Below are 25,264 nucleotides of genomic sequence, written 5' to 3' on the forward strand. Positions count from 1 at the left end.
TGCGCCAGCTCGGCGACTCCTCCGCCGAGATCGGCAACGTCATCAAGCTGATCACCTCGATCGCCGAGCAGACCAACCTGCTCGCCCTCAACGCCACCATCGAGGCCGCCCGCGCCGGCGAGGCCGGCAAGGGCTTCGCGGTGGTCGCCAGCGAGGTCAAGGACCTGGCGCAGGAGACCGCGCGGGCGACCGAGGACATCGGCACCCGGGTCGCCGCCATCCAGCAGGACACCGGCGGCGCCGTGGAGGTCATCTCGCGGATCTCCGAGGTGATCGCGCAGATCAACGAGTTCCAGACGACGATCGCCTCGGCCGTCGAGGAGCAGACCGCCACCACCGGCGAGATGAGCCGCAGCATCGCCGAGGTGGCCAACGGCTCGGCGCGGATCGCGAGCAACATCGCCGACGTCTCCGCCGCGAGCGCCGAGTCGGTGCAAGGCGTCGAGCAGACCCGTCAGGCGTCGGGCAACGTGTCTCGCACCGCCGACGACCTGCGCGACCTCGTCGGCACGTTCCGGCTCTGACGCCGGATCGCACGCACCCGGACCGCACCGGCCGCACACCGGGGTTGACAACGCCCCTCCCGCACGCTCTTGGTCAGACGGGAAGACCCGTCGACCAGAGTCAGCCCGGGAGACAACGTGAGCGCAGAGCGGGAATCGGTCATCGGCGGCGTGGGCGCCGTCGACGCGCTGGATCTGACGACGGACGCGCATGTGCACACCGGCTTCGCGGCCGGCCGGGACAGCGTCGGTGTCGTCGTCTCCGCGGCCGACCAGGCCGGTCTCACCGCGATCACCTTCGCCGACCAGGCCGGCCCGGACAGCACCTGGCTGCCCGCGTACGCGGACGCCATCGCCCGGGCCCGCCGGCGCACCGACCTGACCCTGCGCGTCGCCGCCGAGATCGAGGTCGTACGCCCCGACGGCTGGCTCGCCATGCCGGCGGACCTCGGTCACGTCGAGGCGGTCTCCGTCGCCGTCTCCGGCCTGCCGCTGGAGCACGCCGTGGCCGGCCCGCGCGACGTCCGGGCGCTGATCGCCGGCGGCGGCATGACCGCCGAGCAGGTCGCCGAGAGCCTGGTGGCCGCGACGATCCACGGCCTGGAGCGAGCCTCCCGCTACGCGCCCACCCAGCTCGCCCGCCCGTTGCGCCTGCTCACCGAGGTGGGGCTGGACGACGCCGTGCTGACCGAGGACCTGATCGGCGCCCTCGCCGCGGCCTGCCGCGAGACCGGGACGCTGGTCGAGATCAGTGAGGCGTGGCGCAGCCCGTCGGGCCGGCTCGTGGCGATGTTGCGTGCGGCGGGGGTGGCCCTGGTGCCCGCGAGTGACGCCCGGTACGCCGCCGAGGTCGGCCGCTGGCAGTACCTGCGCCGGGTCTGAACGAAACCGGCTTCGCGCAGTAATCGCATACGTACTCTCGGTGATGCCGACAGTCGGCACGCGCAGGTTGGGAGACAGATGCGATGAGTATGGTTCAGCAGGCCATCGAGGTGAGTGCACCGTTGCACACGGTGTACGAGCAACTCGCCGCGTTCGAGAACTACCCACGGTTCATGAGCGGTGTCCGGGAGGTCACCGCCATCGGCGCCGACCAGACCCACTGGATCATGGACGTCGAGGGCAAGACCCGTGAGTTCGACGCCCAGATCACCGAGCGCCGCGAGGACGAGCGCGTCTCGTGGTCGACGATGGAGGGTCCGCTGCTCGCCGAGACCCTCACCCTGCGGCCGCTGGGCGAGATGAAGACGCAGGTGGTCGCCCAGCTGGAGGCCGACATCGCGTTCCTCATGCCGAACGACCGGCACGGCCAGCAGTCGCTCACCCGGCGGCTCAAGGAGGACCTGACGACGTTCAAGGGCCTGGTGGAGAGCGGCGCGCTCGGCGGCGCCAGCACGAAGCGGCTCGCGCCGTCCCCGGCCGCCGTCGCCGCTCGGGCCCGCAACCGCTCCCACCCGGGTGCGGGCTGGGGCACCAGCGCGGCCGAGCGCAGCAACGCCAGCCGCATCGACCTCCCGCACCACCGCGGGCTCCCGGCGAACGCCGGCACCAATGTGGACATCACCTCGGCGCCCGGCATCCGCAGCGCCCGCGACCTCGACGACGTGCTGCCCCCGGGCCGCCGGGTCGCCAAGAGCGGACCGATCAGCGGTGGCGCCGCCGGAAGCGCGCCGATGGGCGGCCGCACCAACCAGAAGGACGCCTGGGGCGACGGCATGATCAACGAAGAGGACCGGGGCAGCGCCCACGACATGTGATCGCGGCGCGCGACTCAGACGGGGGCGAGCTCGAAGGTGACGACGAGCCTCGCCCCCTGCGGCGTGGCGTGCTCGTAGCGGACCGAGCCGCCGTTCGCCTCGGCCAGGTGGCGCACGATGAACAGGCCCAGGCCGGCGCCGCGCATGAACCGGCCGAACAGGTTGGGCAGCAGGTCGTCGGGGATGCCCGGGCCGTTGTCCCGCACGGTCAGCTCGACCGTCTCGCCGAGCCGCTCGGCGCTCAGCTCGATCGGCGGCGACCCGTACGCGACCGCGTTGTTCACCAGGTTCTGCAGCACCGCGGTGACGTGCCCGCGGTCGGCGAGCGCGGACAGCCCCTCGGCGATCGCCACGCGCACCTCCTCGCCGGCGGAGGAGGCAGCCGCCACGGCCTCGGCGACCTCGCGCAGCGGCACCGGGGCCCGCCGTGCGGTGACCGACCCCATGTCCAGCCGGAAGAGCAGCTGAAGGTCGTTGAGCATCTTGATGAGCCGCTGCGTGTTCTTGTCGATCTTCGTGGCGAGCTCGAGCCGGATGTCGTCGGGCAGGTCGTCCCAGTCGGCGCGCAGCAGCTCGGCGAGGCTCGCGATCGAGCTGATCGGCTGGGCCACGTCGTGGGTGAGCATCGAGGTCAGGTCGTTCTTGAAGGTGAGCGCCGCCTCCAGCCGGGCGTTCGCCTCGCGCAGCATCGTGTTGCCGCGCTCCAGCTCCGCGGCGTGCTCGCTGAGCGTCTCCTCGGCCCGCTTGCGGTCGGCGATGTCCACATACGTCGCCACGTACGCCCGGGGCGTGCCCTGCTCGTCCGGAACGGGCGCGACGGCGGCCAGCACGGGCACCGCGCCCCCGTCGAGCCGGGGCAGCAGCCAGTCGCCGCTCGAGCCGGACGGCGGGACCGGCGGCGGGTCGAAGCGGACCGGCTCGTCGGCCGCGTGCCCGGTGAGCTCGCGCCAGCGCCGGTTGACGTCGATGACGTGGTAGTTGGCGTCCATCACCATGACGGCCTCGTTCATCGACTGCAGCAGCGTGGCCGCGAACTTCTCGCGGTCCTCGAGCTCGCCGACGAGCCGCCGCTGCCGGCGTTCGGCGCCCTGCAACGTCCGGAGAAGGTGGCCCAGCAGCACGAGGGCCGCGATCGCGACGAGGGTGGCGATGGCCGGGCCGGGATGACCGGCGAGGCCGAGCACGCCGATGGCGGCGGCGAAGACCATGAGCAGATGGGCGAAGCCGTGCACGACCCGGCCGGCGATCCGGTGTGACACCGGCAGGACCCGCAGCAGCAGGCCCAGTCCGGCCGGGACGAGCGCGGCCGCCGGATCGGTGAACAACCCGTCCGGCGGAGCACCTCTCAGGGACATGAGCAACGCCGCGGCACCGAAGACGGCGACCGCGACGCCGGCGCACCCGGCGATCAGCCGGGACAGCCTGCCCACGTCATGCGCCGCACTCTGCACCCGGTCCCCTCAAGATCTGAGGAAACGAGCATAACGCGGCGAATGCGCATCAAGCGGTTACTTCCCCGCCCACTCGAAGCCCTGCTCCAGAACGATCCGCTCGCCCACGCGGCTGATGTCCTCGTGGTGACGGTTCGCGTGGTGCCCGCAGAAGGCCAGCTCGCCGCCGCTGGCCAGGGTGACCGTCAGCTTGGCGGCCGCGCTGCAACGGTCGCAGCGGTCGGTCAGCGAATCGACGGTGACGATCTCGGGCGACAGCAGGCTGGTCATATCGCTCTCCTTGCTCGGTGGCGGTGTGTAGCGGTACGCCGTGTTGATCGGCCCACCGCCGCACAGCCTTAGCTGTTCACTTCGATCTTCCAGGCCCGCGGCGCCGCTCTGTGTGCGTTGCAACTGACGTGCAACCGTGCGGATCCCTCAGCGTTCCGCGACCCACCGCACCCTTTCCCTCAGCCGCCCTTCGGCATGCCTTTCTCCCCGGTGAAGTGGCCGAAGCAACTGAGAGGACGAACCTTTGCGCATCGCCACGATGCTCACCGGCGCGATCGCCGCGCTCGCCTGTGCCCTTCCGGGAACGGCCGCTGCCGCGGGCACCACCACGGCCACGTGGGGGCTCGACCGGATCGACCAGCGGTCGTTGCCGCTCTCGTCGTCGTACGCCGCGCCCTCGGCCGCCGGTGTCACCGTCTACGTGGTCGACACCGGCCTGCGCGCCGGCCACCGCGAGTTCGGTGGCCGGGCCCGCGACGGCTACGGGTCCGGCGGCGACTGCAACGGCCACGGCACCCACGTGGCCAGCACGATCGGCGGCGCGGCCTACGGCGTCGCGAAGGACGTGAAGCTGGTCGGCGTGCGCGTGCTCGACTGCAAGGGCAACGGCTCGTACAAGTCGATCATCGCGGGCATCGACTGGGTGGCGAAGCAGAAGGCGCGGCCCGCCGTGGCCAACCTGAGCCTGGGCGGCGTCACCAGCAAGGCGCTCGACGACGCCGTCAACCGCGCGATCGCCGAGGGCATCACGGTCGTCGTCGCGGCCGGCAACGACGGCCGCGACGCGTGCACCCAGTCGCCGGGCCGGACGCCCGCCGCGATCACGGTGGGCGCGACCGACCAGAAGGACGCCCGGTGGTCATCCTCGAACTTCGGGTCCTGTGTCGACCTGTTCGCCCCCGGTGTCCGGATCCAGGGCGCGTCGCACGCCTCGAACTCCGCCTCGAAGCTGATGAGCGGCACGTCGATGGCGGCCCCGCACGTGGCCGGTGCGGCCGCGCTGGTGCTGGCCAAGCACCCCTCGTACACCCCGGCCCAGGTGCGTGACGAGCTGGTGGCCCGGTCGGTGACCGGCTCGGTGCGCGGCGCGGGCAAGGGATCGCCCAACCGGCTCCTCTACACGGGAGATCTGAGCAGCTGATCCAGCAAAGGCCCGGACCGCGCAACCCGGCACGGATAGCGTGAATACGGTTACCGACACACCGGGAGGACCCATGTCGCAGGCGCCCGCAGCAGAGACGCGACCCACCGTCCTGGTCGTCGACGACGAGGAGGACCTGCGCGACATCATGCGGCGCATGTTGGAGCGGCGAGGTTTCGACACCCTGATCGCCGGCGACTCGACGCAGGCCATCGCGGCGTGCCGGGAACACCCCGGCGAGATCGACATCCTGATCACCGACCTCGGCCTGCCCGGCGTCTCCGGCGGAGAGCTGTCCCGCTCCGCGACCGAGCTGCGCCCGGAGATGCGCGTGGTCTACATCTCCGGCCTGCCCAAGGAGATCGCCGTCGCGGACGGCCTGATCTCGGAGGACGCGCTGCTGGTGAAGAAGCCGTTCAGCAGCGAACTGCTGGTGGAGACCTTGCGCTCGGTGCTCTGAGACCCTTCGAGGAGGCACCGCCGTCATCCGACGGCGGCGCCTCTTTCTCTGCTCCCGATCGGCAACCCTCGCGCGACCGCCTTCGCACCCGGCCGGACCGACTCTGGAATGCGAAGACGTTACTCACCCCCTGGGGTCGGGCCGGTCCGCTGCGGAGGACCGGCCCGACCTTTTCTTCGGCCGCTTTCTCCGGTCCCGCACAGCCGGCGCACGGGTGCCGCCCAGCCTCGCGCGGCTGAATCGGGACGATGGTCACGACTCTGGCGCCGGCGCCTCGCCGGCAGCGCACCCGGTTGGCAGCCCTCGACGGTCTGCGCCTGATCTGCGCGCTCGCGGTGGCCGGCTACCACTACGGCGTCTCGTGGCGCATCGACGGCGTGCGCCCGCCCACCACGTTCCTGCCGAATGCCGCGCATCTCCTCGTCTACGGGTTCCTCGGCGTCGAGGCGTTCTTCATGATCAGCGGGTTCGTGATCGGGATGAGCGGGTGGGACCGGCGGCCGCGCGACTTCCTGGTGGCGCGCTTCCTGCGCCTGTATCCGGCCTTCTGGGTCTGCGTCTTCGTCACGGTCACGGTGGTGGTGCTGCTGCCGGTCACGACCGGAGTCCCGTACGGAAGCTCGCTGAGCCTCTCGGACGTGCTGCTCAACCTGACGATGGCGCCGCAGCCGCTCGGGGCGACACTCGTCGACAGCGTCTACTGGACGCTCTGGTGCGAGCTGCGCTTCTACCTGGTCTTCGCGGTGCTGATCGCCATCGGACTCACCCGGCGCCGGGTCGAGGTCTTCTGCTCGGTCTGGCTGGTCGCGGCCGTGGCGGGGCCGTCGTGGGTGATGCCGGACTACGCGCCGTACTTCGTCGGTGGCCTGGCGCTCTACCTGCTGCACCGGTTCGGCCCGCACTGGGTGACCTGGTGCCTGATCGGTGCGAGTTGGGCGCTCGGCATGGCGCGAGTGGCCGGGCGGGTGGCCGCGCTCAGCCCGGGCTTCGAGGTGCCCGTGCTCCCGGCGAGGATCATTCTTTCCCTGGCGTACGGGGTGCTGATCGCGATCGCGCTCGGGGCCACGCGCCGCGTCACGTGGGGGTGGCTGAGCACCGCGGGAGCGCTGACCTATCCGTTCTATCTGCTGCACCAGCGCATCGGGTACGCGCTGCTGCGCCGCGGCTACGAGCACACGGGTCTGCCGGTGTGGTCGCTGATCGCCGGGACGATCGCGGCGATGCTCGGTCTCGCCTGGATGGTGCACCGGTGCGCCGAGCGGCCGGTCGCGGCGTGGCTTGGGCGCCGTCTGGCCGGTGCGGGGCTCAGCCGGCGCCCGGCCAAGGCAGGGTGAGCTCGCCGAGCCGCCAGCGGGACGGGCCGTCGTGGACCGGCCAGCCCTCGTCGCGCATGCGCCGCACGGTGGCGATCCACCGCTGGCGCGGGCCGAACGGGGCGGCCTCGGTCTCCCACGCCCGGCCGAGGGCGCGCAGCAGCTCGTGCACCGGCTCGCCCGGCACGTTGCGGTGGATCAGCGCCTTGGGCAACCGCTCGGCGAAGGTGGCCGGATGGTCCAGATCGGACAGCCGGGCCGAGAGGGTGAGGGTGCTCGGCACCCCGTGCTCGACCACCGCCCAGGTGGCGGTGCGGCCCAGCTCGTCGCAGGTGCCCTCGATCAGGACGGCGCCGGTCGCGGTCATCTGGTGCCAGGCGGCCGCGACCTCCTCCTCGGCGTACTGGCGCAGCACGTTGAACGCGCGCACCACGACGGGGCTCGTGCCGGCGAGCTCGAAGCCGCCGCGCCGGAAGTCGAGCAGCGGGGGCTGCGCGTACGGCCGGGCGGCTTCCACCCGTACCGGATCGATCTCGAGACCGACCACCATGACGTCGGGGCGGACGGCCGCCGCGAGGCGGGCCCGCAACTCGACGGCGGTGACCGGCGTGGCCCCGTAGCCCAGGTCGACGACCAGCGGCCGTGGCGCGTCGCCCAGGAGCGCGCCGCAGCGGTATGCGATGTAGTTGTCGACGCGACGCAGCCGGTTGGGATTGGTGGTCCCCCGGGTGATCTCGCCGACCGGTTTCATGCCTGATTCTCCCGGTGCACCTTGTGCTGGGCGGCCTGGGCGATGGGCCGGACCACGATGCGATCGAGGTTGACGTGGTGGGGCCGGGTCGCGGCGAAGGCGATGATGTCCGCGATGTCGCCGGCGGTCAGCGGCTCCTTGACGCCCTCGTAGACGGCGTCGGCCTTGGCCTGGTCGCCGCCGAAGCGCTTGAGCGAGAACTCCTCGGTGCGCACCATGCCCGGATCGACCTCGATGATCCGTACGGGCTTGCCGGACAGTTCCAGCCGCAGCGTCCCGACCAGCGCGGTCTGTGCGTGCTTGGCCGCCGTGTATCCGCCGCCGCCCTCGTAGACCGTGAACGCCGCGGTCGAGCCGACCGTCACGATCGTCCCGGCGCCGCTCGCCTCCAGGGCCGGCAGCAGCGCCTTGGTCATCCGCAGCGATCCGAGCACGTTCACGTCGTACATCCACTGCCAGTCGCCGATCGATCCCGACTCGACCGGATCGAGGCCGGCGGCGCCGCCCGCGTTGTTGACCAGCAGCGTGACCGGGCCGCCGAGCGCGGCCACCGCGGCGGCCAGGGACGCCACGGACTCGTCGGACGTGACGTCGCAGGCGACCGCGGTCGCCTGCGGCCCGATCTGTTTGACCAGCTCCGCGAGCCGCTCGGCGCGCCGGGCCGCCGCCACGACGTGGAACCCCTCGGTGGCGAGCCGGCGGGCCGTCGCCGCGCCGATGCCGCTGGACGCGCCCGTGACCACTGCGATGTTCTGCATGACCCCATCCTTCCCGATGAGATGGGTCACCCCCGGGCGGCTGCGTGGTGGTTCGGCCCACGCCGACGGGGAAGATTAATGACTGCGCAATAATCCCCGCCCTATTGCCGGACAATGGAGGATAAATCGTGGCAGAATGGCCGACCCCCCGGCGCATCGCCACCCTCTCCGTGCACACGTCCCCCCTCGAGCAGCCGGGCACCGGCGACGCGGGCGGCATGAACGTGTACATCGTCGAGGTCGCCAAGCGCCTCGCCCGCCGCGGCGTCGAAGTGGAGATCTTCACCCGGTCCACCCGCGGCGACCTGCCGCCCTGCGTCGAGATGTCGCCCGGCGTGCTCGTCCGGCACGTCACCGCCGGCCCGTACGAGGGGCTCGACAAAGAGGAGCTCCCCGCCCAGCTCTGCGCCTTCACCAACGGGGTGCTGCGTGCCGAGGCGGCCCATCCGCCGGGCCACTACGACCTGATCCACTCGCACTACTGGCTCTCCGGTCAGGTCGGCTGGCTCGCCCGCGAACGCTGGGGCGTGCCGCACGTGCACACCGCGCACACCCTGGCCAAGGTCAAGAACAGGCTGATCGCGGCCGGTGACCGGCCCGAGCCGCGCGCCCGGGTGATCGGCGAGGAACAGGTGGTCGCCGAGTCCGACCGGCTCGTCGCGAACACCCGCTTCGAGGCGCGCGACCTGGTCACCTACTACGACGCGGACCCCACGCGCACCACGGTCGTGCAGCCCGGCGTCGACCTCGAGCGGTTCCGGCCCGGCCCGGCCGACCGGGCCCGCTTCGGCCTGCCCGAGCACGGCAAGGTCATCGCCTTCGTCGGCCGCATCCAGCCGCTCAAGGCGCCCGACGTGCTGATCTCGGCGCTCGCCGCGATGCGGACACCCGACGTCACCGTGGTGATCTGCGGCGGCCCCAGCGGCAGCGGGCTCGACCGGCCCACGTCCCTGATCGAGCTGGCGGCCAAGCTGGGCGTCCGGGCCTCGGTCCGGTTCCTGCCGCCGCAGAACGGGGACGGGCTGGCGGCGCTCTACCGCACGGCCGACGTGGTGGCCGTGCCGTCGTACAACGAGTCGTTCGGGCTGGTCGCGCTGGAGGCGCAGGCGTGCGGCACGCCGGTGGTGGCGGCCGCGGTCGGCGGGCTGGTGACGGCGGTCCGCGACGGGGTCAGCGGCCTGCTGGTCGACGGCCACGAGCCGCAGACCTGGGCGCGCGTGCTCGACGACCTGCTCGCGGCCCCGCGGCGGCGCCGGCTGCTGTCGGCGGGGGCGGTCGCGCACGCCGCCGACTTCTCCTGGGACCGCACGGCGGAAGGCCTGCTCCGGGTCTACCGTGAGGCGGTGACCGAGCACCGCGAGCTCATCAGGCAGCGTCTGGAGGCGTACGCATGGTGACCGATCTGATCGAAAAGGTGCTGGCCGACCGCGAGCTCGAGTGGGACACGACCGGTCCCGGCGCGTACGTGGTGACCCTGCCCGGCACGCACAAGTTGAAGACGGCCTGCAACCTGATCGTGGGCGAGCACGCGCTGCGCGTCGAGGCGTTCGTGATGCGCCGCCCCGACGAGCGCCACGAGGAACTGTGGGCGTGGATGCTGCGCAGGAACGCCAGGATGTACGGGGTGGCGTTCTCCATCGACGCGGTCGGCGACGTCTACCTGACCGGGCGCGTGTCGCTGAAGGGCCTCGACGAGGACGAGGTGGACCGCCTGCTCGGCGCGGTCCTCACCTATGCCGACGAGTCCTTCGACACGATGCTCGAGATCGGCTTCGGCTCCTCCATCCGCCGCGAATGGGAGTGGCGGGTCAAGCGGGGGGAGTCGCTGGCCAATTTGCAGGCCTTCAAGCATCTGGCGCCGCCCGCTCCATAGTGGCCGGTGGGCGGTTGGCCGCGGGGTCTCGCTCTACGGTCTCCACCGCCCACTTCTGCGCGGCGCCCTCTCCCTCCCACCACCCACTCCATCGTGATCTTCGTGTGTCGGCGTGAATTGTCCGGGTATTGAAAGGAGTCATCGGACAAACGCTGATGGACTAGTGAGGTGAACTGGCGTGGCTGCCACCAAGAGCCGCAACGAGACTCCGAACACTCCGGAAGTCGCCGAAAGCAAGATCGCCCGTATGAAGGCCGGCGAGCTGCGTCGCGAGTTGAAGAGCCGCGGCGTCAAGGGCACCGACGGCCTGAAGAAGCCGGAACTGGTCGAGAAGCTGGTCAAGGCCGAGCTGAGGTCGGCGCGCGGCGCCAAGTCGGGCACCAAGCCCGGCTCCAAGTCGCGGGCCGCGAAGAACCCGACGAGCCGCAACGACACCCCGAACACCCCCGAGATCAGCGAAAGCAAGATCGCCCGGATGAAGGCGGACGAGCTGCGCCGCGAGCTGAAGAGCCGCGGCGTCAAGAACACCGACAGCCTGAAGAAGCCCGAGCTCGTCGACAAGATGATCAAGGCTGAGCTGAAGTCGGCGCGGGCGTCCAAGTCGGCCGGTTCCAAGTCGGCCGGTTCCAAGTCGGCCGGTTCCAAGTCGGGCGGTTCCAAGTCGGGCGGTTCCAGGGCGAATCCGACGAGCCGTAACGACACCCCGAACACCCCGGGCGTGAACGAGAGCGAGATCGCCCGTCTCAAGGTCTCCGAACTGCGGAGCCGGCTCTCCGCGCGCGGCGTCAAGGGCACGGACGGCCTGAAGAAGCCCGAGCTGGTCAAGAAGCTCGTCAAGACGCTGACCTCGGGCAAGACCGCGTCGAGCGGCGGCGGGAAGCGTACCGGCAAGAAGGCGTCGAAGTCCCTCGACTACTCCCAGGAGATCACCTCGACCGCGGACCGCCCGGAACGGCCCGGCCGCTCCCTCGTCACCACCGACCACGAGGTGATCCGTCAGTGGGCGAAGGCCCGCAACGCCGTGCCCGCCACGGTCGCCGGCACCCACCACGACGGGCACCTCGGCGTGCTGCGTTTCGATTTCCCCGGCTACGACGAGAGCGACCGCCTCGTGGAGGTGAGCTGGTCGGAGTGGTTCGAGGCGTTCGACAAGCGGCGGCTGAACTTCATCTACCAGCAACAGCTGAGCAGCGGGAAGCGGAGCAACTTCTTCCAGCTCGAGAACCCCGACGAGTGACACACGGACGAACCCACATTGGGCCGGTACCCGGGACAGATGTGGGATCGGTCATCCGCCGATCGGCCAAAAGTCGGTGACTGTGACGGTCCAGACAGATGGCAGACAGCCAACTGGCTTGTAAGCCTTGACCGGCCCAACTAGCGTAATCAATGGACGCCGGACCGTTAGTTCGGGGAACTGGTTGACCGGAGACGGTCACCGCGGCCGGCGTTTGGGGACGGGTGGCATATGCCGTTGGGGGACGGCGCGACCCGAGACCGGCGGTTAGTGCGGGCGACGCCTATGGGGATGGGCGTCGTCCGCCGCCGCCGGTGCATCAGCTCTTCGACGGTCTTTCTTGTACGCGCCGACACGCGCCCGCGACCATAGCCTCTCCGCTGCGAGCAGCCCTTGGGCGTGCACCGATCAACGTGCTGGCCTGCGGTCCTCCGGATGCCCACATCGGCGTGCAGAACTTCGTGCACGCGCAAACTCGCAGAAGGCGGCTCTCGTCAGGGCGGACGCCGAAGGTGCTGTCAGCCCAGAACGTGGTTGCCTCGCCGGGGAAGAGGGCGGGTGGCTCGCGGTGAGGATGCGTGGGCTCCCGCTGGGAGGGCGCTTGAGGGCGCCGGCCGGCCGAGTTGTGACGGTCCTCTTGGAGCTGTGACGGTCCTCTTGGAGCTGCGGCGGTCCTCACAGGGAGCTGCGGCGGTGCTCAGGGAGCTGGAACGGTCCTCAGGGAGCTGGGACGGTTTGCGCGGTCTGGGAGCGGATGGCGGCCACGCGACGTTCGCGGGCTGGGCCGGCGAGCAGGTGCAGGGCCGCGGCCACGGCGCCGAGGGTGCCGACGATCAGCCAGTGGGCGTCGCCGAAGTACTGGAGGCCGGCGCCGCCCAGGGCCGGGGCCAGGAAGGACGCCGCGGGGAAGGCCAGGAAGAACACCGACTGGTAGCGGCCGCGCAGTTCGAGCGGGGCCAGCTCGGAGTTGATCTCGGCGTTGGGTGGGGCGGCGAGCATGCTGCCGATCGTCCAGATCACCGCCGCGACCAGGTAGATCGAGAGCTGATCGGCGACGGCCAGCACGGCGAAGCCGATGCCGTTCACGAGCAGCGCCACGGCCAGCACCCGATCCTTGCGGCGGCCGTCGATCACCCGCGGCACGAAGAGCTGCCCCACCACGATCAGCGCGGCGCCCAGCGCGGTCACCACCCCGTAGGCCGACGGGCTCAGCCGATCGTCCTGCATGGCCAGCGGCACGATGGTGCTGCCCTGCGTGTAGATCAGCGCCTGCAACACGGTCAGCCCGACGAAGGCCAGGAAGATCCGATCGGTCAGCACCACGCCCAAGCCCCGCGGGCCGGCCTTCCGCGCCGGCTCGTCGCCGAGCGCACGGCCCCCGCGCCCCTGGCCGCCATGGTCGCGTCCGTCCTCTCCCGTGCCGACCTGCGTTCTCGTGAGCTCGGCGGCGGGTGATTGCCGGCGGGACGTGCGGCGGGGGAGGGTTTCCGGGACCTTCCAGGCGATCAGCAGGCCGGTGATCAGGGTGCTGGCGGCGTCGATCAGGAAGAGGCCGACGTAGCTCCAGGTGGCCAGCACGCCGGCGATCAGGGACGCGCCCGCCATGCCGAGGTTGAAGGCCCAGAACTGGAGGTTGAAGGCGCGCGAGCGGCGTTCGGCCGGGACCACGTCGATGATCGCGGCGACGAAGGCGGGCTGGGGCATCGACTGAAAGAGGCCGAGCAGCACGCAGAGGGCGGCGATGACGCCGAGGTTGGTGCTGAGCGCCAGGCCGGTCAGGGCGGCGACCACCACGAAGTGGGACAGCAGGAGGGTGCGCCGGCGTCCCCAGCGGTCGGTCAGGACGCCGCCGGCCAGGGTGCCGAGGATGCCGCCGATGCCGTACGTGCCGACGATGAGGCCGGCCTGCGCGGTGCCGGCGCCGCGCTGGGCCGTCAGGTAGAGCGACAGGAACAGGACCGCGAAGCCGCCGACCCGGTTGATCAGGATGCCGGTCCAGAGGTACCAGTACGTGGCCGGCAGGCCGCCCGCCGTGTCCCGAAGCCAGCCGCGCACTACGCCCCCGTTAGGAAACCTTATTAATAGTCGGACGGGAGGCTATCGCGCCCGGGCCGACCTGTCGCCTCCGTTTCTTACCGCCGCGACGTCCCTTCAATCACGCCGGGCGGAATGTCCGCCGCCGGCTCCGCCTCCATCGGCGGCGTGGCCAGCAGCGTCGAAGTGGCCGCGCTGACGTCGTGGCCGTTCACCGAGCCGAGACCAGGCTCGCCGGCGGGAGAAAGCCCGGCGGGAGAGGGAGCGACGGGAGAAAGGGAGGCGGGTGCCGTGGTCAGGGCGGAGTCGATGGCGTTGATGCGCCGGCGGCGGCTGGGGCCGGCCAGCAGGTGGCCGACGGCGACCAGGGCGCACAGCAGGAAGCAGCCCACCCACAGGGCCGCGTCGCCGAGGTGCTCCTGGGTGTAGCCGCCGAGGATCGGGGCCAGCGCCGTGCCCGCCGACCAGGTCAGCGAGTTGAGGCCCTGGTAGCGCCCGCGCAGCGACGCGGGGGACAGGCCCGCCACCGTGGCCGCGTTCGACGGGGATTGCAGCATCTCGCCCAGCGTCCAGATCACCACCGTGAGGGCGAAGAACCACGCCGCGTTCGCGAAGGCGGTCAGGCCGAAGCCCACGCCGATGATCAGGGACGCCACCGCCAGCACCCGGGCGCTGTCGTGGTTGCCGATCAGCTTGGGGATGAAGAGCTGGCCCAGCACGATCAGCACGCCGTTGACCGCGATGACCCCGCCGTACGTCGCCGCCGAGAGGCCGTCCGCCGTCATCGTGATCGGCAGCGTCGACATGTGCTGCATCATCACGATGACCCCGCCGAGCGAGATCAGCAGGTACATCACGAAGACCCGGTCGCGCAGCACCGTGCCCATGCCGCCGGAGGGGGCCTGCTTGCGCTGGGTGGACGACCGCGCCGGGCGGGTCTCCTTGACGAAGATCAGGAAGAGCGTCGCGGTGGCCGCCGTGCTGGCCGCGTCGACGACGAAGAGCAGCAGGTAGTCGGCCTTCGCCGCGAGCCCGGCACCGACCGACGAGAGCGCGAAGCCGAGGTTGATCGCCCAATAGTTCAGCGAGTACGCCCGTACGCGATCCTTCTCCGGCACGACGTCGACGAGCATCGCCGAGAACGCCGGCCGTACCGCCTCGCTGAAGAAGCCCAGCAGGAACGTCGTCGCCAGGATCTGCCCGTAGTCGTGGGCGAAGCCGAGCGCGAGCATCAGCGCCGCCGCGCCGAACTGGGCGGTCAGCATCGTGGGCCGGCGGCCCCAGCGGTCCGCGAGCACGCCGCCGGTCGTCGTGCCGAGCGCGCCGCCCACCCCGTACAGGCCGATGACCAGACCGGCCTGGCTCTGCGAGAAGCCGCGGTCGGCGGTCAGGTAGATCGCCAGGAAGATCACCACGAACGAGCCGAGGCGATTGATCAGCGTGCCGGTCCAGAGCAACCAGAACTGCCGCGGTAGGCCACCGATGGCCTGGCTGAACCAGCGCTGCACGCCGCACCCCGTCCGTCGAGTAAGTGGTGATCAAGCTCCATTCCCTTACAACCTAGGTGTCCGCGCAACCGGGTTTCCACGTGGTGGTCGCCACTCGAGGGTCGCCGCCCGCCGTTCAGCCAGCTGCGGCAGGATGGAGCGCATGACAGGGACTTTGGTGCTGCTGCGACACGGCAACAGCGAGTGGAACGCCAAGAACCTCTTCACCGGCTGGGTCGACGTCGACCTCGACGCCAAGGGTGAGGACGAGGCCCGCCGCGGTGGCGAGCTGCTCAAGGCCCAGGGCGTGCTGCCGGACGTGGTGCACACCAGCGTCCTGCGCCGCGCGATCCGGACCAGCGAGATCGCCCTGCACCTCACCGACCGTCACTGGATCCCGGTGAAGCGCTCCTGGCGGCTCAACGAGCGCCACTACGGCGCCCTCCAGGGCAAGGACAAGAAGCAGACCCTGGAGGCGTACGGCGAGGAGCAGTTCATGCTCTGGCGCCGCTCCTACGACGTGCCGCCGCCGCCGATCGAGCGCGACTCCGAGTTCGCCCAGTTCGACGACCCGCGCTACGCGCTGCTGCCGCCCGAGGCGCTGCCCGCGGCCGAGTGCCTCAAGGACGTGCTGGTCCGGGCCCTGCCTTACTGGTACGACGAGATCGTGCCGGACCTGCGCGCCGGCAAGACCGTGCTGGTCGCCGCGCACGGCAACTCGCTGCGCGCCATCGTCAAGCACCTCGACCAGATCTCCGACGAGGCGATCGCCAAGCTGAACATCCCGACCGGGATCCCGCTGCGCTACGACCTCGACGACAACCTGCGCCCGATCACCGCCGGCGGCACCTACCTCGACCCCGAGGCCGCCAAGGAAGCGGCCGCCGCGGTCGCCAACCAGGGCCGCTGACAGGGCAAAAGCAGGGGCCGGGACGCCCCCGTGGCGTCCCGGCCCCTGCCCCGGCCAGGCGAGCTGTGCATGCTCAGCTCTGGTCGGTCACCTGCTCTCCCGTGATCAGGTAGACCAGCTGCGCGCCGACGTTCACGGCGTGGTCGGCGTAGCGCTCGTAGAAGCGGCCGAGCAGGGCGCCGTCGATCGCGGTCTCCGCGCCGTACGGCCAGTCGTCGGCCAGCATGATGCGGAACAGCTCCCGTTCCAGGCTGTCGATCTTGTCGTCGTCCTTCTCGAGGGCGGCGGCGAGCTCGGCGTCGGGGTTGGCCAGGAGCTTGGTGATCTCCTCGGCCATCTTGTCGGCCACCTCGGCCATGCCCTTGAAGACCGGGCGCAGCTCGGCGGGCACGGCCGGCGAGGGGTGCCGGCGCTTGGCGGTCTTGGCGACGTGCTCGGCCAGGTCGCCCATCCGCTCGATGTCGGCCGAGATGTGCAGGGCGGTGATGACCATCCGCAGGTCGGAGGCGACCGGCGCCTGGCGGGCGATGGTGTCGGCCACCTTCGTCTCGACCTGGCTGTAGATCGCGTCGATCTCGGCGTCCCGCTCGATGACCGACTCGGCGGCCTTGAGGTCGGCCGTCAGCAGGGCGGTGGTCGCGTTGCGGAGCGCGGTGCGAACCCCCTCCGCCATGGTCACCAGCAGGCGGCTGACCTCGTTGAGGTCGGCCTGGAACTCCTCGCGCATGTTCTTCTCGTCCCCGGGGCTAGCGGTCGCCCCGCCACAAGGGCGCGACCTTGGTTGATGTACAGGCTAGGGGTGCCCGGCGGCAGTCGCGTGAACGGCGATGAACGACGCCGGGCGCAGTGGTGAACATTATTCGACACGCGCCCGGTTTGTCCGAATCCCCCTAGGGTCCAGGTAAACAATGACCCTACGATCGCTGCGTGGACCTGGTGTACGGCATCCTTCTGACCCTCGTCGCGCTGGCCGTCGGCGTGGCAGCGGGGGTCCTCATCGCCCGTGCCCGCAGGTCGCCAGGGCCGGATGTCACCGACTCCCGGCATCACGAGGGAGGACGTGCCATCGACACGGAGCCGCCGCACACCGGCAAGCACAGCATGAAGGGGCTCGGCCGCAAGAGCCTCGACTCGCTGCGCGTCGGCGTGGTCGTCCTCGACGCCGAGGACCATCCGGTGCTGGTCAACCCGGCCGCCCGTGCGATGGGCCTGCTCCGTTCCGGTGGGGCGCCGGGCACCATCGCGGCCCACCCCATCCTGCGCACTCTCGCCGGTCAGGTCCGGCGCACGGGCGTGCGCCGTGAGGTCGAGCTCGACCTCCCGCGCGGCCGCGCCGGTGGTGCCGAGGCGCCGCTGGGCCTGCACCTGAGGGCCGTGGCGCTCAACTCGACCCACGTGGCCGTCGAGGCCGCCGACGTCACCGAGTCGCACCGGCTCGCCCGGGTGCGCCGCGACTTCGTGGCGAACGTCAGCCACGAGCTCAAGACCCCGATCGGCGCGCTCCAGCTGCTGGCCGAGGCGCTGCTCGACGCGACCGAGGTGCCCGCCGCCGAGGCCGCCTCCGACGAGGATCCCAACGAGGACCTGCTCGCCGCGCGCCGGTTCGCCGAGCGCATCCACAACGAATCGGCGCGCATGGGCCGCCTCGTCAACGAGCTCCTGGAGCTCAGCCGGCTCCAGGGCGCCGAGCCGCTGCCCACCCCCGAGCCGGTCGCCGTCGACTGGGTGATCGCCGAGGTCATCGACCGCACCCGCACCACCGCGTCGGCCAAGAACATCGAGGTCGTCTACTCCGGCCCCAAGGGCGCTACCGTTTACGGCAGCGACAGTCAGGTGGCGACCGCTGTGACAAACCTGGTGGAGAACGCGATCGCGTACTCCGGAGACGACACCAAGGTCGAGCTCACCCTCCGTCAGGACGACGACTGGATCGAGATCGACGTCGCCGACCAGGGCATCGGCATAGCGCCGCACGACGTCGACCGGATCTTCGAGCGGTTCTACCGAGCCGATCAGGCCCGGTCGCGCTCGACCGGTGGCACCGGCCTCGGCCTGGCCATCGTCAAGCACATCGCCACCAACCACGGCGGCCGGGTCGACGTGACCAGCAGCCTCGGCGACGGTTCGACGTTCACCCTGCGCCTACCGGCGCGTCCCCCGGAAGCCCCCTTGCCGTTACCGACGGCAATTGAGATCGAGTCCGGTGCCGCGGGCCGCTGAGCCCGTGAGCCGGAAGATGGAAGGAACCACATTGGCCCGCGTGCTCGTGGTCGAGGATGAGGAGTCGTTCTCCGACGCCCTGTCGTACATGCTGCGCAAGGAGGGCTTCGAGGTGTCGGTCGCCCCGACCGGGACCTCGGCGCTGACGCAGTTCGACCGGACCGGTGCCGACATCGTGCTGCTCGACCTCATGCTTCCCGAGATGTCCGGCACCGAGGTCTGCCGCCAGCTGCGTCAGCGCTCCGCCGTGCCGATCATCATGGTCACCGCCCGGGACAGCGAGATCGACAAGGTCGTCGGCCTCGAGATCGGCGCCGACGACTACGTCACCAAGCCGTACTCGCCGCGGGAGCTGGTCGCCCGCATCCGCGCGGTGCTGCGCCGCCAGGGCGCCGAGGCCGCCGAGGTCTCCACCCCGACGCTGGCCGCCGGCCCGGTCCGGATGGACGTCGAGCGGCACGTGGTCACGGTCGACGGCACCGGCGTGCAGCTGCCGCTCAAGGAGTTCGAGCTGCTCGAGCTGCTGCTGCGCAACGCCGGCCGGGTGCTGACCCGCGGCCAGCTCATCGACCGGGTCTGGGGCGCCGACTACGTGGGCGACACCAAGACCCTGGACGTCCACGTCAAGCGGCTGCGCTCCAAGGTGGAGCCCGAGCCGTCCGCGCCGCGCTACATCGTCACGGTGCGCGGCCTGGGCTACAAGTTCGAGCCCTGAGCCTTACGGGCGGGCATTCACGACTGCGGAGGCGCGGCGGGCTCACGTCCGCCGCGCTTCTTCGGTGTTCCGGCCTTGACCGTGGCCGGGTGGATGGCGATCAGGCCCTTCTCGATGCGCTCGGCGCAGAGCTCGGCCAGCCTGTCGTAGGCGGCCTTGCCGATCAGGGCGGTCAGCTCCGGGGCGTACGAGACGTACATCGGCTCGGTGCCGACGTGGGCGTCCGGCGACGAGGTGCACCACCAGTCGAGGTCGTGGCCGCCCGGGCCCCAGCCGCGGCGGTCGAACTCGGTGAGCGTCGACTGGAGCACCTTTGTCCCGTCCGGGCGCTTGATCCAGTCTTGTTCCCGGCGCACCGGCAGCTGCCAGCAGACGTCCGGCTTGTAGGTCAGCGGGTGGACGCCGTCGCGCAGCGCCTGGGCGTGCAGCGCGCAGCCGCCCCCGCCGGCGAAGTCGGGGTCGTTGAGGAAGACGCACGGGCCGTCCTCGGACTGGATGGCCGTGCGGCGGGCGGGCTTCGAGCCGTCGATCGTGTCGAGCTCGGTGTAGTTCTTGAACCCGCGCCGGTAGTGCTGCCAGTGCTCCGGGGTGAGCTTGGCGGCGGCGGCCTTCACCCGGTTCTCGTCGTCGGCGTCGGTGAAGAAGGCGCCGTGCGAGCAGCAGCCGTCCTGCGCCCGGCCGGCCACGATGCCGTGGCACGCCGACCCGAAGACGCACGTCCATCGCGACAGCAGCCAGGTGAGATCGGCCCGGACCAGATGCTTGTCGTCGTCGGGGTCGAGGAACTCGATCCACTCACGAGGGAAGTCGAGGTCGACCTCGGCGGCACGGGCAGCTGCCGCAGCGTCGAGGACGATGCGGATCTGGTTACGGCGGCTCACTCGGCTCAGCGTACGCCCGCGAGTGACCGTCGCCGTGTCGCCGCCCGGTATGACCGCATATACCCGGTAGAGGAGAGGGCGTCCGCGACAAACGGGTCTACGCTTGACGGCGTGAGTTCCCGCGTCCCCGTGCTTCTGTCCAGCTCGTCGGTCTTCCCCGAGCCGACCGCGGCCGCGTTCGAGCTGGCCGCCACGACCGGCTACGACGGCCTCGAGGTCATGGTCTGGACCGACCGCGTCAGCCAGGACGCCGGCGCGCTGAAGGGTCTGGCCGATCACTACAACGTCCCGGTGCTGTCCGTTCACGCCCCCTGCCTGCTGGTCACCCAGCGGGTGTGGAGCACCGACCCCTGGGAGAGGCTGAGCCGCGCCGCCCAGCTCGCCGAGACGCTCGGCGCCCCCACGGTGGTGGTGCACCCGCCGTTCAGCTGGCAGCGCGACTACGCCAAGAACTTCGCCGCGGGCCTCGCCAAGATCCAGGCGCGGCATCCCGACCTCGACTTCGCGATCGAGAACATGTTCCCGGTAAAGATGGCCGGCCGCTGGTTCGTGCCGTACACGCCGGGCTGGGACCCGACCGAGACCGGCTTCGACGCGTACACGCTCGATCTGTCCCACTGCGCGGCGTCGCGCATCAACTCGCTGGCGATGGCCGACAAGATGGGCGCCGGCCTCAAGCACGTCCACCTGGGCGACGGCACCGGCGAGGGCCGCGACGAGCACCTGGTGCCCGGCCGGGGCAACCAGCCCTGCGCCGAGCTGCTGCGGTCGCTGTCGGCGCGCGGCTTCACCGGCTCGGTCGCGCTCGAGGTCTCCACCCGCAAGGCGTCGAGCCGCGCCGCCCGCGAGGCCGACCTCCGCGAGTCCCTCGAGTTCGCCCGCCGCCACCTCGAGCCGGCGGAGAGCCCGACCCCCGCGATCACGCGGGGGTGAGAGTCGCCGCCCGCTTGCGTGCTCGGTGCGCGGCCACGTGGGAACGCGTGGCGCAGCGCTCCGAGCAGAAGCGGCGGCAGTTGTTCGACGACGTGTCGAGATAGACGTTGCCGCAGCGCTCGTCGGCGCAGATGCCGAAGCGGGCGCTGCCGTACTCGCAGAGCCACACCGACAGGCCCCACGCGGCGCCGGCCAGGTATTCGGAGCTGACCGACGCGCCGCGGCTGGTGACGTGCATGTGCCAGTCGGCGGCGTCGTGCCCCGAGATGCGCGGTTGCACGGGGAACGCCTCGAGCAACGAGTTGAGCTCGGTGACGGCCTCGGCGTCCCGGCCGGACGTGCCGTACTCGAAGACGTCGCGCAGGCGCCGCTGGGCGCGGCGGAAGACGGCGACGTCCTTCTCGACGACCTCGTCACGCATCCAGCCCTGCTCGTCGGCGAACAGGGACCGCAGCGCGGCGAGGTCACTCACCTCCGCGTTGACGAGGTCGACCGCGGTTCGGGCGTACGCATCGAAGTCCACTCGACAACGGTAGCCGCACGCGGGGCGGTCGAACATGGGCGAAGTGGCCGACTCCATCCCCCGTGCCGCGCGTGCCACTCCCGTGGTCGCGGCCGCGCCGGACGATACGCTCGGGGCATGCTCCGCTCCCTGTTCCTGGCCGCCGCCGGATCGGACCGCCTCGGGCGTCTCGCGGCCGCCGTTCCCGTCAGCAAGAAGGTCGCCGGCCGCTACGTCGCCGGCGACGGTGTCGACGACGCGGTGCGGGTGGGCCGCGAGCTGGCCGACGACGGCCTCAGCGTGACCTTCGACCACCTCGCCGACGAGACGCGCAGCGCGGAGCAGGCGGTCGCGGTCCGCGACGCCTACCGCGAGCTCCTCGGCCGGCTCGCGTCCGCGGGGCTGGTCCCGGCCGCCGAGGTGAGCATCAAGCTCTCGGCGCTGGGCCTGCGGCTCGACGAGCGGCTCGCCTACGAGCACGCCCAGGCGATCTGCGTGGCCGCCGCCGAGGCCGGCACGACGGTGACGGTGGACGCCGAGGACCACACCACCACCGACTCGGTGCTGGAGATCCTTGCCGAGCTCCGCAAGGACCATCCCGCGACGGGGGCGGTCCTCCAGGCCTATCTGCGCCGCACCGAGGGCGACTGCCGGGAGCTGGCCGCGGCCGGCTCACGCGTGCGTCTCTGCAAGGGTGCCTACGCCGAGCCCGAGTCGGTGGCGTTCCAGTCCGCGCTGGACATCGACAAGTCGTTCGTGCGCTGCCTCAACATCCTGATGGCCGGCGAGGGCTACCCGATGGTGGCCACGCACGACCCGCGGCTGATCGCCATCGCCGAGGACCGGGCGCGCTGGTTCGACCGCGCCCCCGACGAGTACGAGTTCCAGCTCCTGTACGGTGTCCGCCCCGACGAGCAGGCGCGGCTGGCGGCCGGCGGCAACGTCGTCCGGGTCTACGTCCCGTACGGCTCGCACTGGTACGGCTACGTGATGCGGCGCCTCGCCTTCGCCCGGGCCCTCGCCGGACGGTAGACAGGCTGTCCGTCCCAAAAGCACCAAATCGGGGGTAAACGGCGCAGAACCGGCGTGTCGGCCTTGACTTTTTCCGGCCTTTTTCACGGAACGCATCGCGTTGGTCACAGCCGTATCGATACCGTTCTGATGACACGCACGTTCTCCGCCGCGTCGCAAGGCCTTCCTCATCGCCGCGGCCCGTGCCTGCGAAAGGATCGGTGCGTACGAGATGACGGGTCCAGCCCAGACCGAGGAACGGCTCTCGGAGGTGCGGTTCCTGACCGTGGCCGAGGTGGCCTCTCTGATGAGGGTCTCCAAGATGACGGTCTATCGGTTGGTACACGGCGGTGACCTGACCGCCGTCCGGGTCGGCCGGTCGTTCCGGGTGCCCGAGCACGCCGTGCACGAATATCTGCGCGGCGCCTTCTCCCAGACGGCATAGGGCCGTTTTGGCCCGGCCGCTGTCGGGCTTGTACGCTGGTGCGGTTGGTTCGGGACTCTCACGCGCCCCGGCCCCGTTTCAGATCGGATGCGGTTCGCGCCCTCGCGCGCCCCGGGTCCGACCCACCAGGTTTTCGAGAGGCATGTCGTATGGGCTCCGTGGTCAAGAAGCGCCGCAAGCGTATGGCGAAGAAGAAGCACCGCAAGCTGCTGCGCAAGACCCGCGTCCAGCGTCGCCGTCTCGGCAAGTGACGGCGGGCCGGAGTTCCTTCCGGCCCTTCCCGTCGCTTGCCGCACGCATCGCACCCGTACGCATCGGAAGGTGCGCCCGTCGTGACCTCTCCGCCCAGCGTCGTCGTGGTCACCGGAGTCAGCCGATATCTCGGCGCCCGGGTGGCCGCTCGCCTCGCCGCTGATCCTCGGGTCGACCGTGTCGTCGGCCTGGATCCACACGACCCGCCGGCCGCCCTGCGCGACCTGATGGCGGGCGTGGAGCTGATCCGGGCCGACGCCCGCGCGGCCTCGGGCGCCATCGCCGAGCTGGGCGCCGAGGCCCTCGTGCACCTCGCGGTGACGAGCGCGCCCGACTCGCAGCACGGCGGGCGCGCCGCGATGAAAGAGCAGAACGTCATCGGCACGATGCAGCTGCTCGCCGCCGCGCAGGGCACCTCCCGCCTGCGCAAGCTCGTGGTGCGTTCGTCGACCGCCGCCTACGGCGCGTCGTTCCGCGACCCCGCGGTCTTCACCGAGGACACCGAGCCCCGCGCCGTGCCGCGCGGGTCGTTCGCGCGCGACATCCTCGACATCGAGGGCTACGTGCGCGGTTTCCGGCGCCGCCGTCCCGAGGTGGCGGCCACCGTGCTGCGCTTCGCGCCGTTCATCAGCTCCACGGCCGACACGACGCTCACCCGCTACTTCGCGCAGCCCGTCGTGCCGACCGTGTTCGGCCGCGACGCCCGGCTCCAGTTCGTCCACGTCGACGACGCGCTCGAGATCCTGCACCGCTCGGTGATCGAGGACCATCCGGGCACCTTCAACGTCGCCGGCGCCGGCGTTCTCGCGCTGTCCCAGGCCGTGCGCCGTGCCGGGCGCATCTCCGTGCCGCTGCCCGAGGGCACCCTCTCCACGTTCGCCGGGCTGGCCCGCAGCGTCGGGATAGGCCAGATCGGCTTCGACCAGATCGACCTCTTCGTGCACGGCCGCGTCGTCGACACCACGCGCCTGGTGCGCGAGTTCGGCTTCACGCCGCGCACCACGGCCGAGGCGTTCGACGACTTCATCAAGGGCCACGCGGGGGGCTCGCTGACCGACGACCGGCTGGCCGCCGCCGAGCAGGCGATCCTCGACGGCATCCGGCGGGTGCGCGGCGGCACCGAGACCGCGGCCGTGGCCGGTGGGGGCGAGCGACCATGAGCCAGGACGAGTTCCGCGACATGCTGCCCGGCCACGCCGACTTCGTCCTGCCCCGGCCGGGTGAGCCGGTCAAGGTCAACGGCCGCCGTCCCATCCCGGAGGAGCCGAGGATGAACGGGCACTCCGAGCCGGTACCCCCGCCGCCCGATCCGGCTGCCCTGGACGTCTGGGACCAGCGGGTGGCCAAGGGGCTGGCCTTCCTGCGCCGGCGGCTCGCCGGCACGTACGAGGTGGACGAGTTCGGCTTCGACCCCGAGCTCACCGACGCCGTCTTCCATCCGCTGCTGCGGGTGCTCTACCAGGACTGGTTCCGCACCGAGGTCTTCGGCATCGACAACGTGCCCGGCTCCGGCGGCGCCCTCGTGGTCGCCAACCACTCCGGCACGCTCGCGCTCGACGCGCTGATGCTGTCGGTCGCCATCCGCGACCAGCACCCGTTCGAGCGTCACCTGCGCCTGCTCGGCGCCGACCTGGTGTTCCGCATGCCGGTGGTGAGCGAGCTGGCCCGCAAGTCCGGCGCGACGGTGGCCTGCAACCCCGACGCCGAGCGCCTGATGAGCACCGGCGAGCTGGTCGGCGTCTTCCCCGAGGGCTTCAAGGGCATCGGCAAGCGCTTCGCCGACCGCTACAAGCTCCAGCGCTTCGGCCGCGGCGGCTTCGTCTCGGCGGCGCTGCGCACGGGCACCCCGATCGTGCCGGTGGCGATCGTCGGCGCCGAGGAGATCTATCCGATCCTCGCCGACATCAAGCCGCTCGCCCGGCTGCTCGGCATGCCGTACTTCCCGGTCACGCCGACGTTCCCGTGGCTGGGGCCGCTGGGGCTGGTGCCGCTGCCGAGCAAGTGGCTGATCCAGTTCTGCCCGCCGATCCCCACCGCCCACCTGACCGAGCTGGCGGACGATCCGATGGTCGTCTACAACCTCGCCGACCAGGTGCGCGAGACGATCCAGGCGACGCTCTTCGAGCTGCTGGAGAAGCGGCCCGATCCGTTCGCCCGCTGATCGCACCGAACCGGCCGTTCGGCGACAACCGGGCATTTCCGGGTCGGAAGCGACCTACAATGACAAGTGAGGGGCGGTCCGGTAACACCCGGCAACCGCCCCTCGCCATGTCTTGTCCCTGCTGGGTCTTGTCCCTGCTGGGTCTTGTCCCTGCTGGGTCTTGTCCCTGCTGGGTCTTGTCCCTGCTGGGTCTTGTCCC

The 25,264-nt window shown here is 71.1% G+C and carries 27 protein-coding genes; 18 read left to right on the forward strand and 9 right to left on the reverse strand.

Features of this window, described 5'->3' with window-relative positions; all coding sequences use genetic code 11:
• The 3 genes from Ade02nite_RS47080 to Ade02nite_RS47090 form a co-directional block, all read left to right on the forward strand.
• Positions 1–524 (forward strand): methyl-accepting chemotaxis protein (locus Ade02nite_RS47080; RefSeq protein WP_239169582.1); only part of this gene is annotated, 524 nt, incomplete at its 5' end.
• Between the two features lie 117 nt (positions 525–641).
• Positions 642–1,385 carry a hydrolase gene (locus Ade02nite_RS47085; RefSeq protein WP_203777965.1) on the forward strand — a complete coding sequence of 248 codons (744 nt, stop codon included), beginning with the start codon at positions 642–644 and terminating at the stop codon, positions 1,383–1,385.
• Positions 1,386–1,468: 83 nt separating this feature from the next.
• Complete coding sequence (locus Ade02nite_RS47090; protein ID WP_239169583.1) at positions 1,469–2,260, forward strand: SRPBCC family protein; 792 nt, start codon at positions 1,469–1,471, stop codon at positions 2,258–2,260.
• A 14-nt stretch (positions 2,261–2,274) separates the two neighbouring features.
• Here Ade02nite_RS47090 and Ade02nite_RS47095 read toward each other — a convergent pair whose 3' ends face one another.
• Both Ade02nite_RS47095 and Ade02nite_RS47100 read right to left on the reverse strand, forming a co-directional pair.
• The gene (locus Ade02nite_RS47095) at positions 2,275–3,690 is read right to left on the reverse strand and encodes a sensor histidine kinase (RefSeq protein ID WP_239169584.1); all 1,416 of its coding nucleotides are present in this window, start codon (positions 3,688–3,690) and stop codon (positions 2,275–2,277) included.
• 78 nt (positions 3,691–3,768) lie between these two features.
• Entirely contained in the window at positions 3,769–3,981 is a 213-nt protein-coding gene (locus Ade02nite_RS47100; RefSeq protein WP_203777966.1) for a DUF7455 domain-containing protein, read from the reverse strand.
• Between the two features lie 244 nt (positions 3,982–4,225).
• Here Ade02nite_RS47100 and Ade02nite_RS47105 point away from each other — a divergent pair, with 244 nt between their 5' ends.
• From Ade02nite_RS47105 to Ade02nite_RS47115, 3 genes are all read left to right on the forward strand, one after another.
• Positions 4,226–5,122, forward strand: a complete 897-nt coding sequence (locus Ade02nite_RS47105) for a S8 family peptidase (RefSeq protein WP_239169585.1) — start codon at positions 4,226–4,228, stop codon at positions 5,120–5,122.
• A 73-nt stretch (positions 5,123–5,195) separates the two neighbouring features.
• The gene (locus Ade02nite_RS47110) at positions 5,196–5,582 is read left to right on the forward strand and encodes a response regulator (protein WP_203777967.1); all 387 of its coding nucleotides are present in this window, start codon (positions 5,196–5,198) and stop codon (positions 5,580–5,582) included.
• Positions 5,583–5,830: 248 nt separating this feature from the next.
• Positions 5,831–6,916, forward strand: coding sequence for an acyltransferase family protein (locus Ade02nite_RS47115; protein WP_203777968.1), 1,086 nt, complete (start codon positions 5,831–5,833; stop codon positions 6,914–6,916).
• On the opposite strand, the gene Ade02nite_RS47120 is transcribed toward Ade02nite_RS47115, so the two are convergent.
• Both Ade02nite_RS47120 and Ade02nite_RS47125 read right to left on the reverse strand, forming a co-directional pair.
• Positions 6,888–7,646, reverse strand: coding sequence for a class I SAM-dependent methyltransferase (locus Ade02nite_RS47120; RefSeq protein WP_203777969.1), 759 nt, complete (start codon positions 7,644–7,646; stop codon positions 6,888–6,890). The genes Ade02nite_RS47115 and Ade02nite_RS47120 overlap by 29 nt on opposite strands.
• On the reverse strand, positions 7,643–8,404 hold the full coding sequence (locus Ade02nite_RS47125; protein WP_203777970.1) for an SDR family oxidoreductase: 762 nt from the start codon (positions 8,402–8,404) through the stop codon (positions 7,643–7,645). The genes Ade02nite_RS47120 and Ade02nite_RS47125 overlap by 4 nt, the downstream gene beginning before the upstream one ends.
• A 128-nt stretch (positions 8,405–8,532) precedes the next feature.
• Between Ade02nite_RS47125 and mshA the strand changes: the two genes are divergently transcribed.
• From mshA to Ade02nite_RS51040, 3 genes are all read left to right on the forward strand, one after another.
• Positions 8,533–9,801 (forward strand): D-inositol-3-phosphate glycosyltransferase, encoded by a 1,269-nt coding sequence (gene mshA, locus Ade02nite_RS47130; RefSeq protein ID WP_203777971.1) that lies wholly within the window; start codon positions 8,533–8,535, stop codon positions 9,799–9,801.
• A complete protein-coding gene (locus tag Ade02nite_RS47135; RefSeq protein WP_203777972.1) occupies positions 9,795–10,277 on the forward strand; it encodes a type III secretion system chaperone family protein in 483 nt (160 codons plus the stop codon). Before mshA ends, Ade02nite_RS47135 begins: the two co-directional genes overlap by 7 nt.
• Before the next feature lie 718 nt (positions 10,278–10,995).
• Positions 10,996–11,514 (forward strand): hypothetical protein, encoded by a 519-nt coding sequence (locus tag Ade02nite_RS51040; protein ID WP_203777987.1) that lies wholly within the window; start codon positions 10,996–10,998, stop codon positions 11,512–11,514.
• A 717-nt stretch (positions 11,515–12,231) separates the two neighbouring features.
• Here Ade02nite_RS51040 and Ade02nite_RS47145 read toward each other — a convergent pair.
• Entirely contained in the window at positions 12,232–13,569 is a 1,338-nt protein-coding gene (locus tag Ade02nite_RS47145; protein ID WP_203777973.1) for an MDR family MFS transporter, read from the reverse strand.
• A 77-nt stretch (positions 13,570–13,646) separates the two neighbouring features.
• Positions 13,647–15,056, reverse strand: coding sequence for an MDR family MFS transporter (locus tag Ade02nite_RS47150; protein WP_203777974.1), 1,410 nt, complete (start codon positions 15,054–15,056; stop codon positions 13,647–13,649).
• A gap of 142 nt (positions 15,057–15,198) precedes the next feature.
• Here Ade02nite_RS47150 and Ade02nite_RS47155 point away from each other — a divergent pair, with 142 nt between their 5' ends.
• Complete coding sequence (locus Ade02nite_RS47155) at positions 15,199–15,945, forward strand: phosphoglyceromutase (RefSeq protein WP_239169587.1); 747 nt, start codon at positions 15,199–15,201, stop codon at positions 15,943–15,945.
• Between the two features lie 73 nt (positions 15,946–16,018).
• Here Ade02nite_RS47155 and phoU read toward each other — a convergent pair whose 3' ends face one another.
• Complete coding sequence (phoU, locus tag Ade02nite_RS47160) at positions 16,019–16,672, reverse strand: phosphate signaling complex protein PhoU (protein WP_203777976.1); 654 nt, start codon at positions 16,670–16,672, stop codon at positions 16,019–16,021.
• Positions 16,673–16,872: 200 nt separating this feature from the next.
• Between phoU and Ade02nite_RS47165 the strand changes: the two genes are divergently transcribed.
• Together Ade02nite_RS47165 and Ade02nite_RS47170 are read left to right on the forward strand one after the other, a co-directional pair.
• Complete coding sequence (locus tag Ade02nite_RS47165; protein WP_379038253.1) at positions 16,873–18,165, forward strand: sensor histidine kinase; 1,293 nt, start codon at positions 16,873–16,875, stop codon at positions 18,163–18,165.
• 31 nt (positions 18,166–18,196) lie between these two features.
• Entirely contained in the window at positions 18,197–18,880 is a 684-nt protein-coding gene (locus tag Ade02nite_RS47170) for a response regulator (protein WP_203777977.1), read from the forward strand.
• 17 nt (positions 18,881–18,897) lie between these two features.
• Here Ade02nite_RS47170 and Ade02nite_RS47175 read toward each other — a convergent pair whose 3' ends face one another.
• The gene (locus Ade02nite_RS47175) at positions 18,898–19,761 is read right to left on the reverse strand and encodes a DUF3109 family protein (protein WP_203777978.1); all 864 of its coding nucleotides are present in this window, start codon (positions 19,759–19,761) and stop codon (positions 18,898–18,900) included.
• 111 nt (positions 19,762–19,872) lie between these two features.
• Here Ade02nite_RS47175 and Ade02nite_RS47180 point away from each other — a divergent pair, with 111 nt between their 5' ends.
• Positions 19,873–20,694: a sugar phosphate isomerase/epimerase family protein gene (locus Ade02nite_RS47180; protein WP_203777979.1), complete on the forward strand. Its 822-nt coding sequence runs from the start codon at positions 19,873–19,875 to the stop codon at positions 20,692–20,694.
• Here the strand turns inward: Ade02nite_RS47180 and Ade02nite_RS47185 are convergent.
• Complete coding sequence (locus Ade02nite_RS47185) at positions 20,681–21,217, reverse strand: CGNR zinc finger domain-containing protein (protein ID WP_203777980.1); 537 nt, start codon at positions 21,215–21,217, stop codon at positions 20,681–20,683. The two genes, Ade02nite_RS47180 and Ade02nite_RS47185, sit on opposite strands and share 14 nt — an antisense overlap.
• Before the next feature lie 117 nt (positions 21,218–21,334).
• On the opposite strand from Ade02nite_RS47185, the gene Ade02nite_RS47190 reads away from it, so the two are divergent.
• The 5 genes from Ade02nite_RS47190 to Ade02nite_RS47210 all read left to right on the forward strand — a co-directional run bounded on the left by Ade02nite_RS47190 (position 21,335) and on the right by Ade02nite_RS47210 (position 25,065).
• On the forward strand, positions 21,335–22,228 hold the full coding sequence (locus tag Ade02nite_RS47190) for a proline dehydrogenase family protein (protein ID WP_203777981.1): 894 nt from the start codon (positions 21,335–21,337) through the stop codon (positions 22,226–22,228).
• A 211-nt stretch (positions 22,229–22,439) separates the two neighbouring features.
• On the forward strand, positions 22,440–22,652 hold the full coding sequence (locus tag Ade02nite_RS47195; RefSeq protein ID WP_097317749.1) for a helix-turn-helix domain-containing protein: 213 nt from the start codon (positions 22,440–22,442) through the stop codon (positions 22,650–22,652).
• 149 nt (positions 22,653–22,801) lie between these two features.
• Entirely contained in the window at positions 22,802–22,903 is a 102-nt protein-coding gene (locus tag Ade02nite_RS47200; protein WP_007465623.1) for a 30S ribosomal protein bS22, read from the forward strand.
• An 81-nt stretch (positions 22,904–22,984) separates the two neighbouring features.
• A complete protein-coding gene (locus tag Ade02nite_RS47205) occupies positions 22,985–24,064 on the forward strand; it encodes an NAD-dependent epimerase/dehydratase family protein (protein ID WP_203777982.1) in 1,080 nt (359 codons plus the stop codon).
• Positions 24,061–25,065: a lysophospholipid acyltransferase family protein gene (locus Ade02nite_RS47210; RefSeq protein ID WP_203777983.1), complete on the forward strand. Its 1,005-nt coding sequence runs from the start codon at positions 24,061–24,063 to the stop codon at positions 25,063–25,065. Before Ade02nite_RS47205 ends, Ade02nite_RS47210 begins: the two co-directional genes overlap by 4 nt.
• Positions 25,066–25,264: the final 199 nt, after the last annotated feature.

This window comes from Paractinoplanes deccanensis, assembly GCF_016862115.1.
Lineage (GTDB): Bacteria > Actinomycetota > Actinomycetes > Mycobacteriales > Micromonosporaceae > Actinoplanes > Actinoplanes deccanensis.

Excerpts from the sequence above, each read along its gene's own strand:
- Ade02nite_RS47090 (WP_239169583.1), top strand. The coding sequence starts at position 1,469 with ATGAGTATGGTTCAGCAGGCCATCGAGGTGAGTGCACCGTTGCACACG.
- Ade02nite_RS47100 (WP_203777966.1), bottom strand. The coding sequence starts at position 3,981 with ATGACCAGCCTGCTGTCGCCCGAGATCGTCACCGTCGATTCGCTGACC.
- Ade02nite_RS47110 (WP_203777967.1), top strand. The coding sequence starts at position 5,196 with ATGTCGCAGGCGCCCGCAGCAGAGACGCGACCCACCGTCCTGGTCGTC.
- Ade02nite_RS47115 (WP_203777968.1), top strand. The coding sequence starts at position 5,831 with ATGGTCACGACTCTGGCGCCGGCGCCTCGCCGGCAGCGCACCCGGTTG.
- Ade02nite_RS47120 (WP_203777969.1), bottom strand. The coding sequence starts at position 7,646 with ATGAAACCGGTCGGCGAGATCACCCGGGGGACCACCAATCCCAACCGG.
- Ade02nite_RS47125 (WP_203777970.1), bottom strand. The coding sequence starts at position 8,404 with ATGCAGAACATCGCAGTGGTCACGGGCGCGTCCAGCGGCATCGGCGCG.
- Ade02nite_RS47135 (WP_203777972.1), top strand. The coding sequence starts at position 9,795 with ATGGTGACCGATCTGATCGAAAAGGTGCTGGCCGACCGCGAGCTCGAG.
- Ade02nite_RS47155 (WP_239169587.1), top strand. The coding sequence starts at position 15,199 with ATGACAGGGACTTTGGTGCTGCTGCGACACGGCAACAGCGAGTGGAAC.
- phoU (WP_203777976.1), bottom strand. The coding sequence starts at position 16,672 with ATGCGCGAGGAGTTCCAGGCCGACCTCAACGAGGTCAGCCGCCTGCTG.
- Ade02nite_RS47190 (WP_203777981.1), top strand. The coding sequence starts at position 21,335 with ATGCTCCGCTCCCTGTTCCTGGCCGCCGCCGGATCGGACCGCCTCGGG.
- Ade02nite_RS47195 (WP_097317749.1), top strand. The coding sequence starts at position 22,440 with ATGACGGGTCCAGCCCAGACCGAGGAACGGCTCTCGGAGGTGCGGTTC.
- Ade02nite_RS47200 (WP_007465623.1), top strand. The coding sequence starts at position 22,802 with ATGGGCTCCGTGGTCAAGAAGCGCCGCAAGCGTATGGCGAAGAAGAAG.
- Ade02nite_RS47210 (WP_203777983.1), top strand. The coding sequence starts at position 24,061 with ATGAGCCAGGACGAGTTCCGCGACATGCTGCCCGGCCACGCCGACTTC.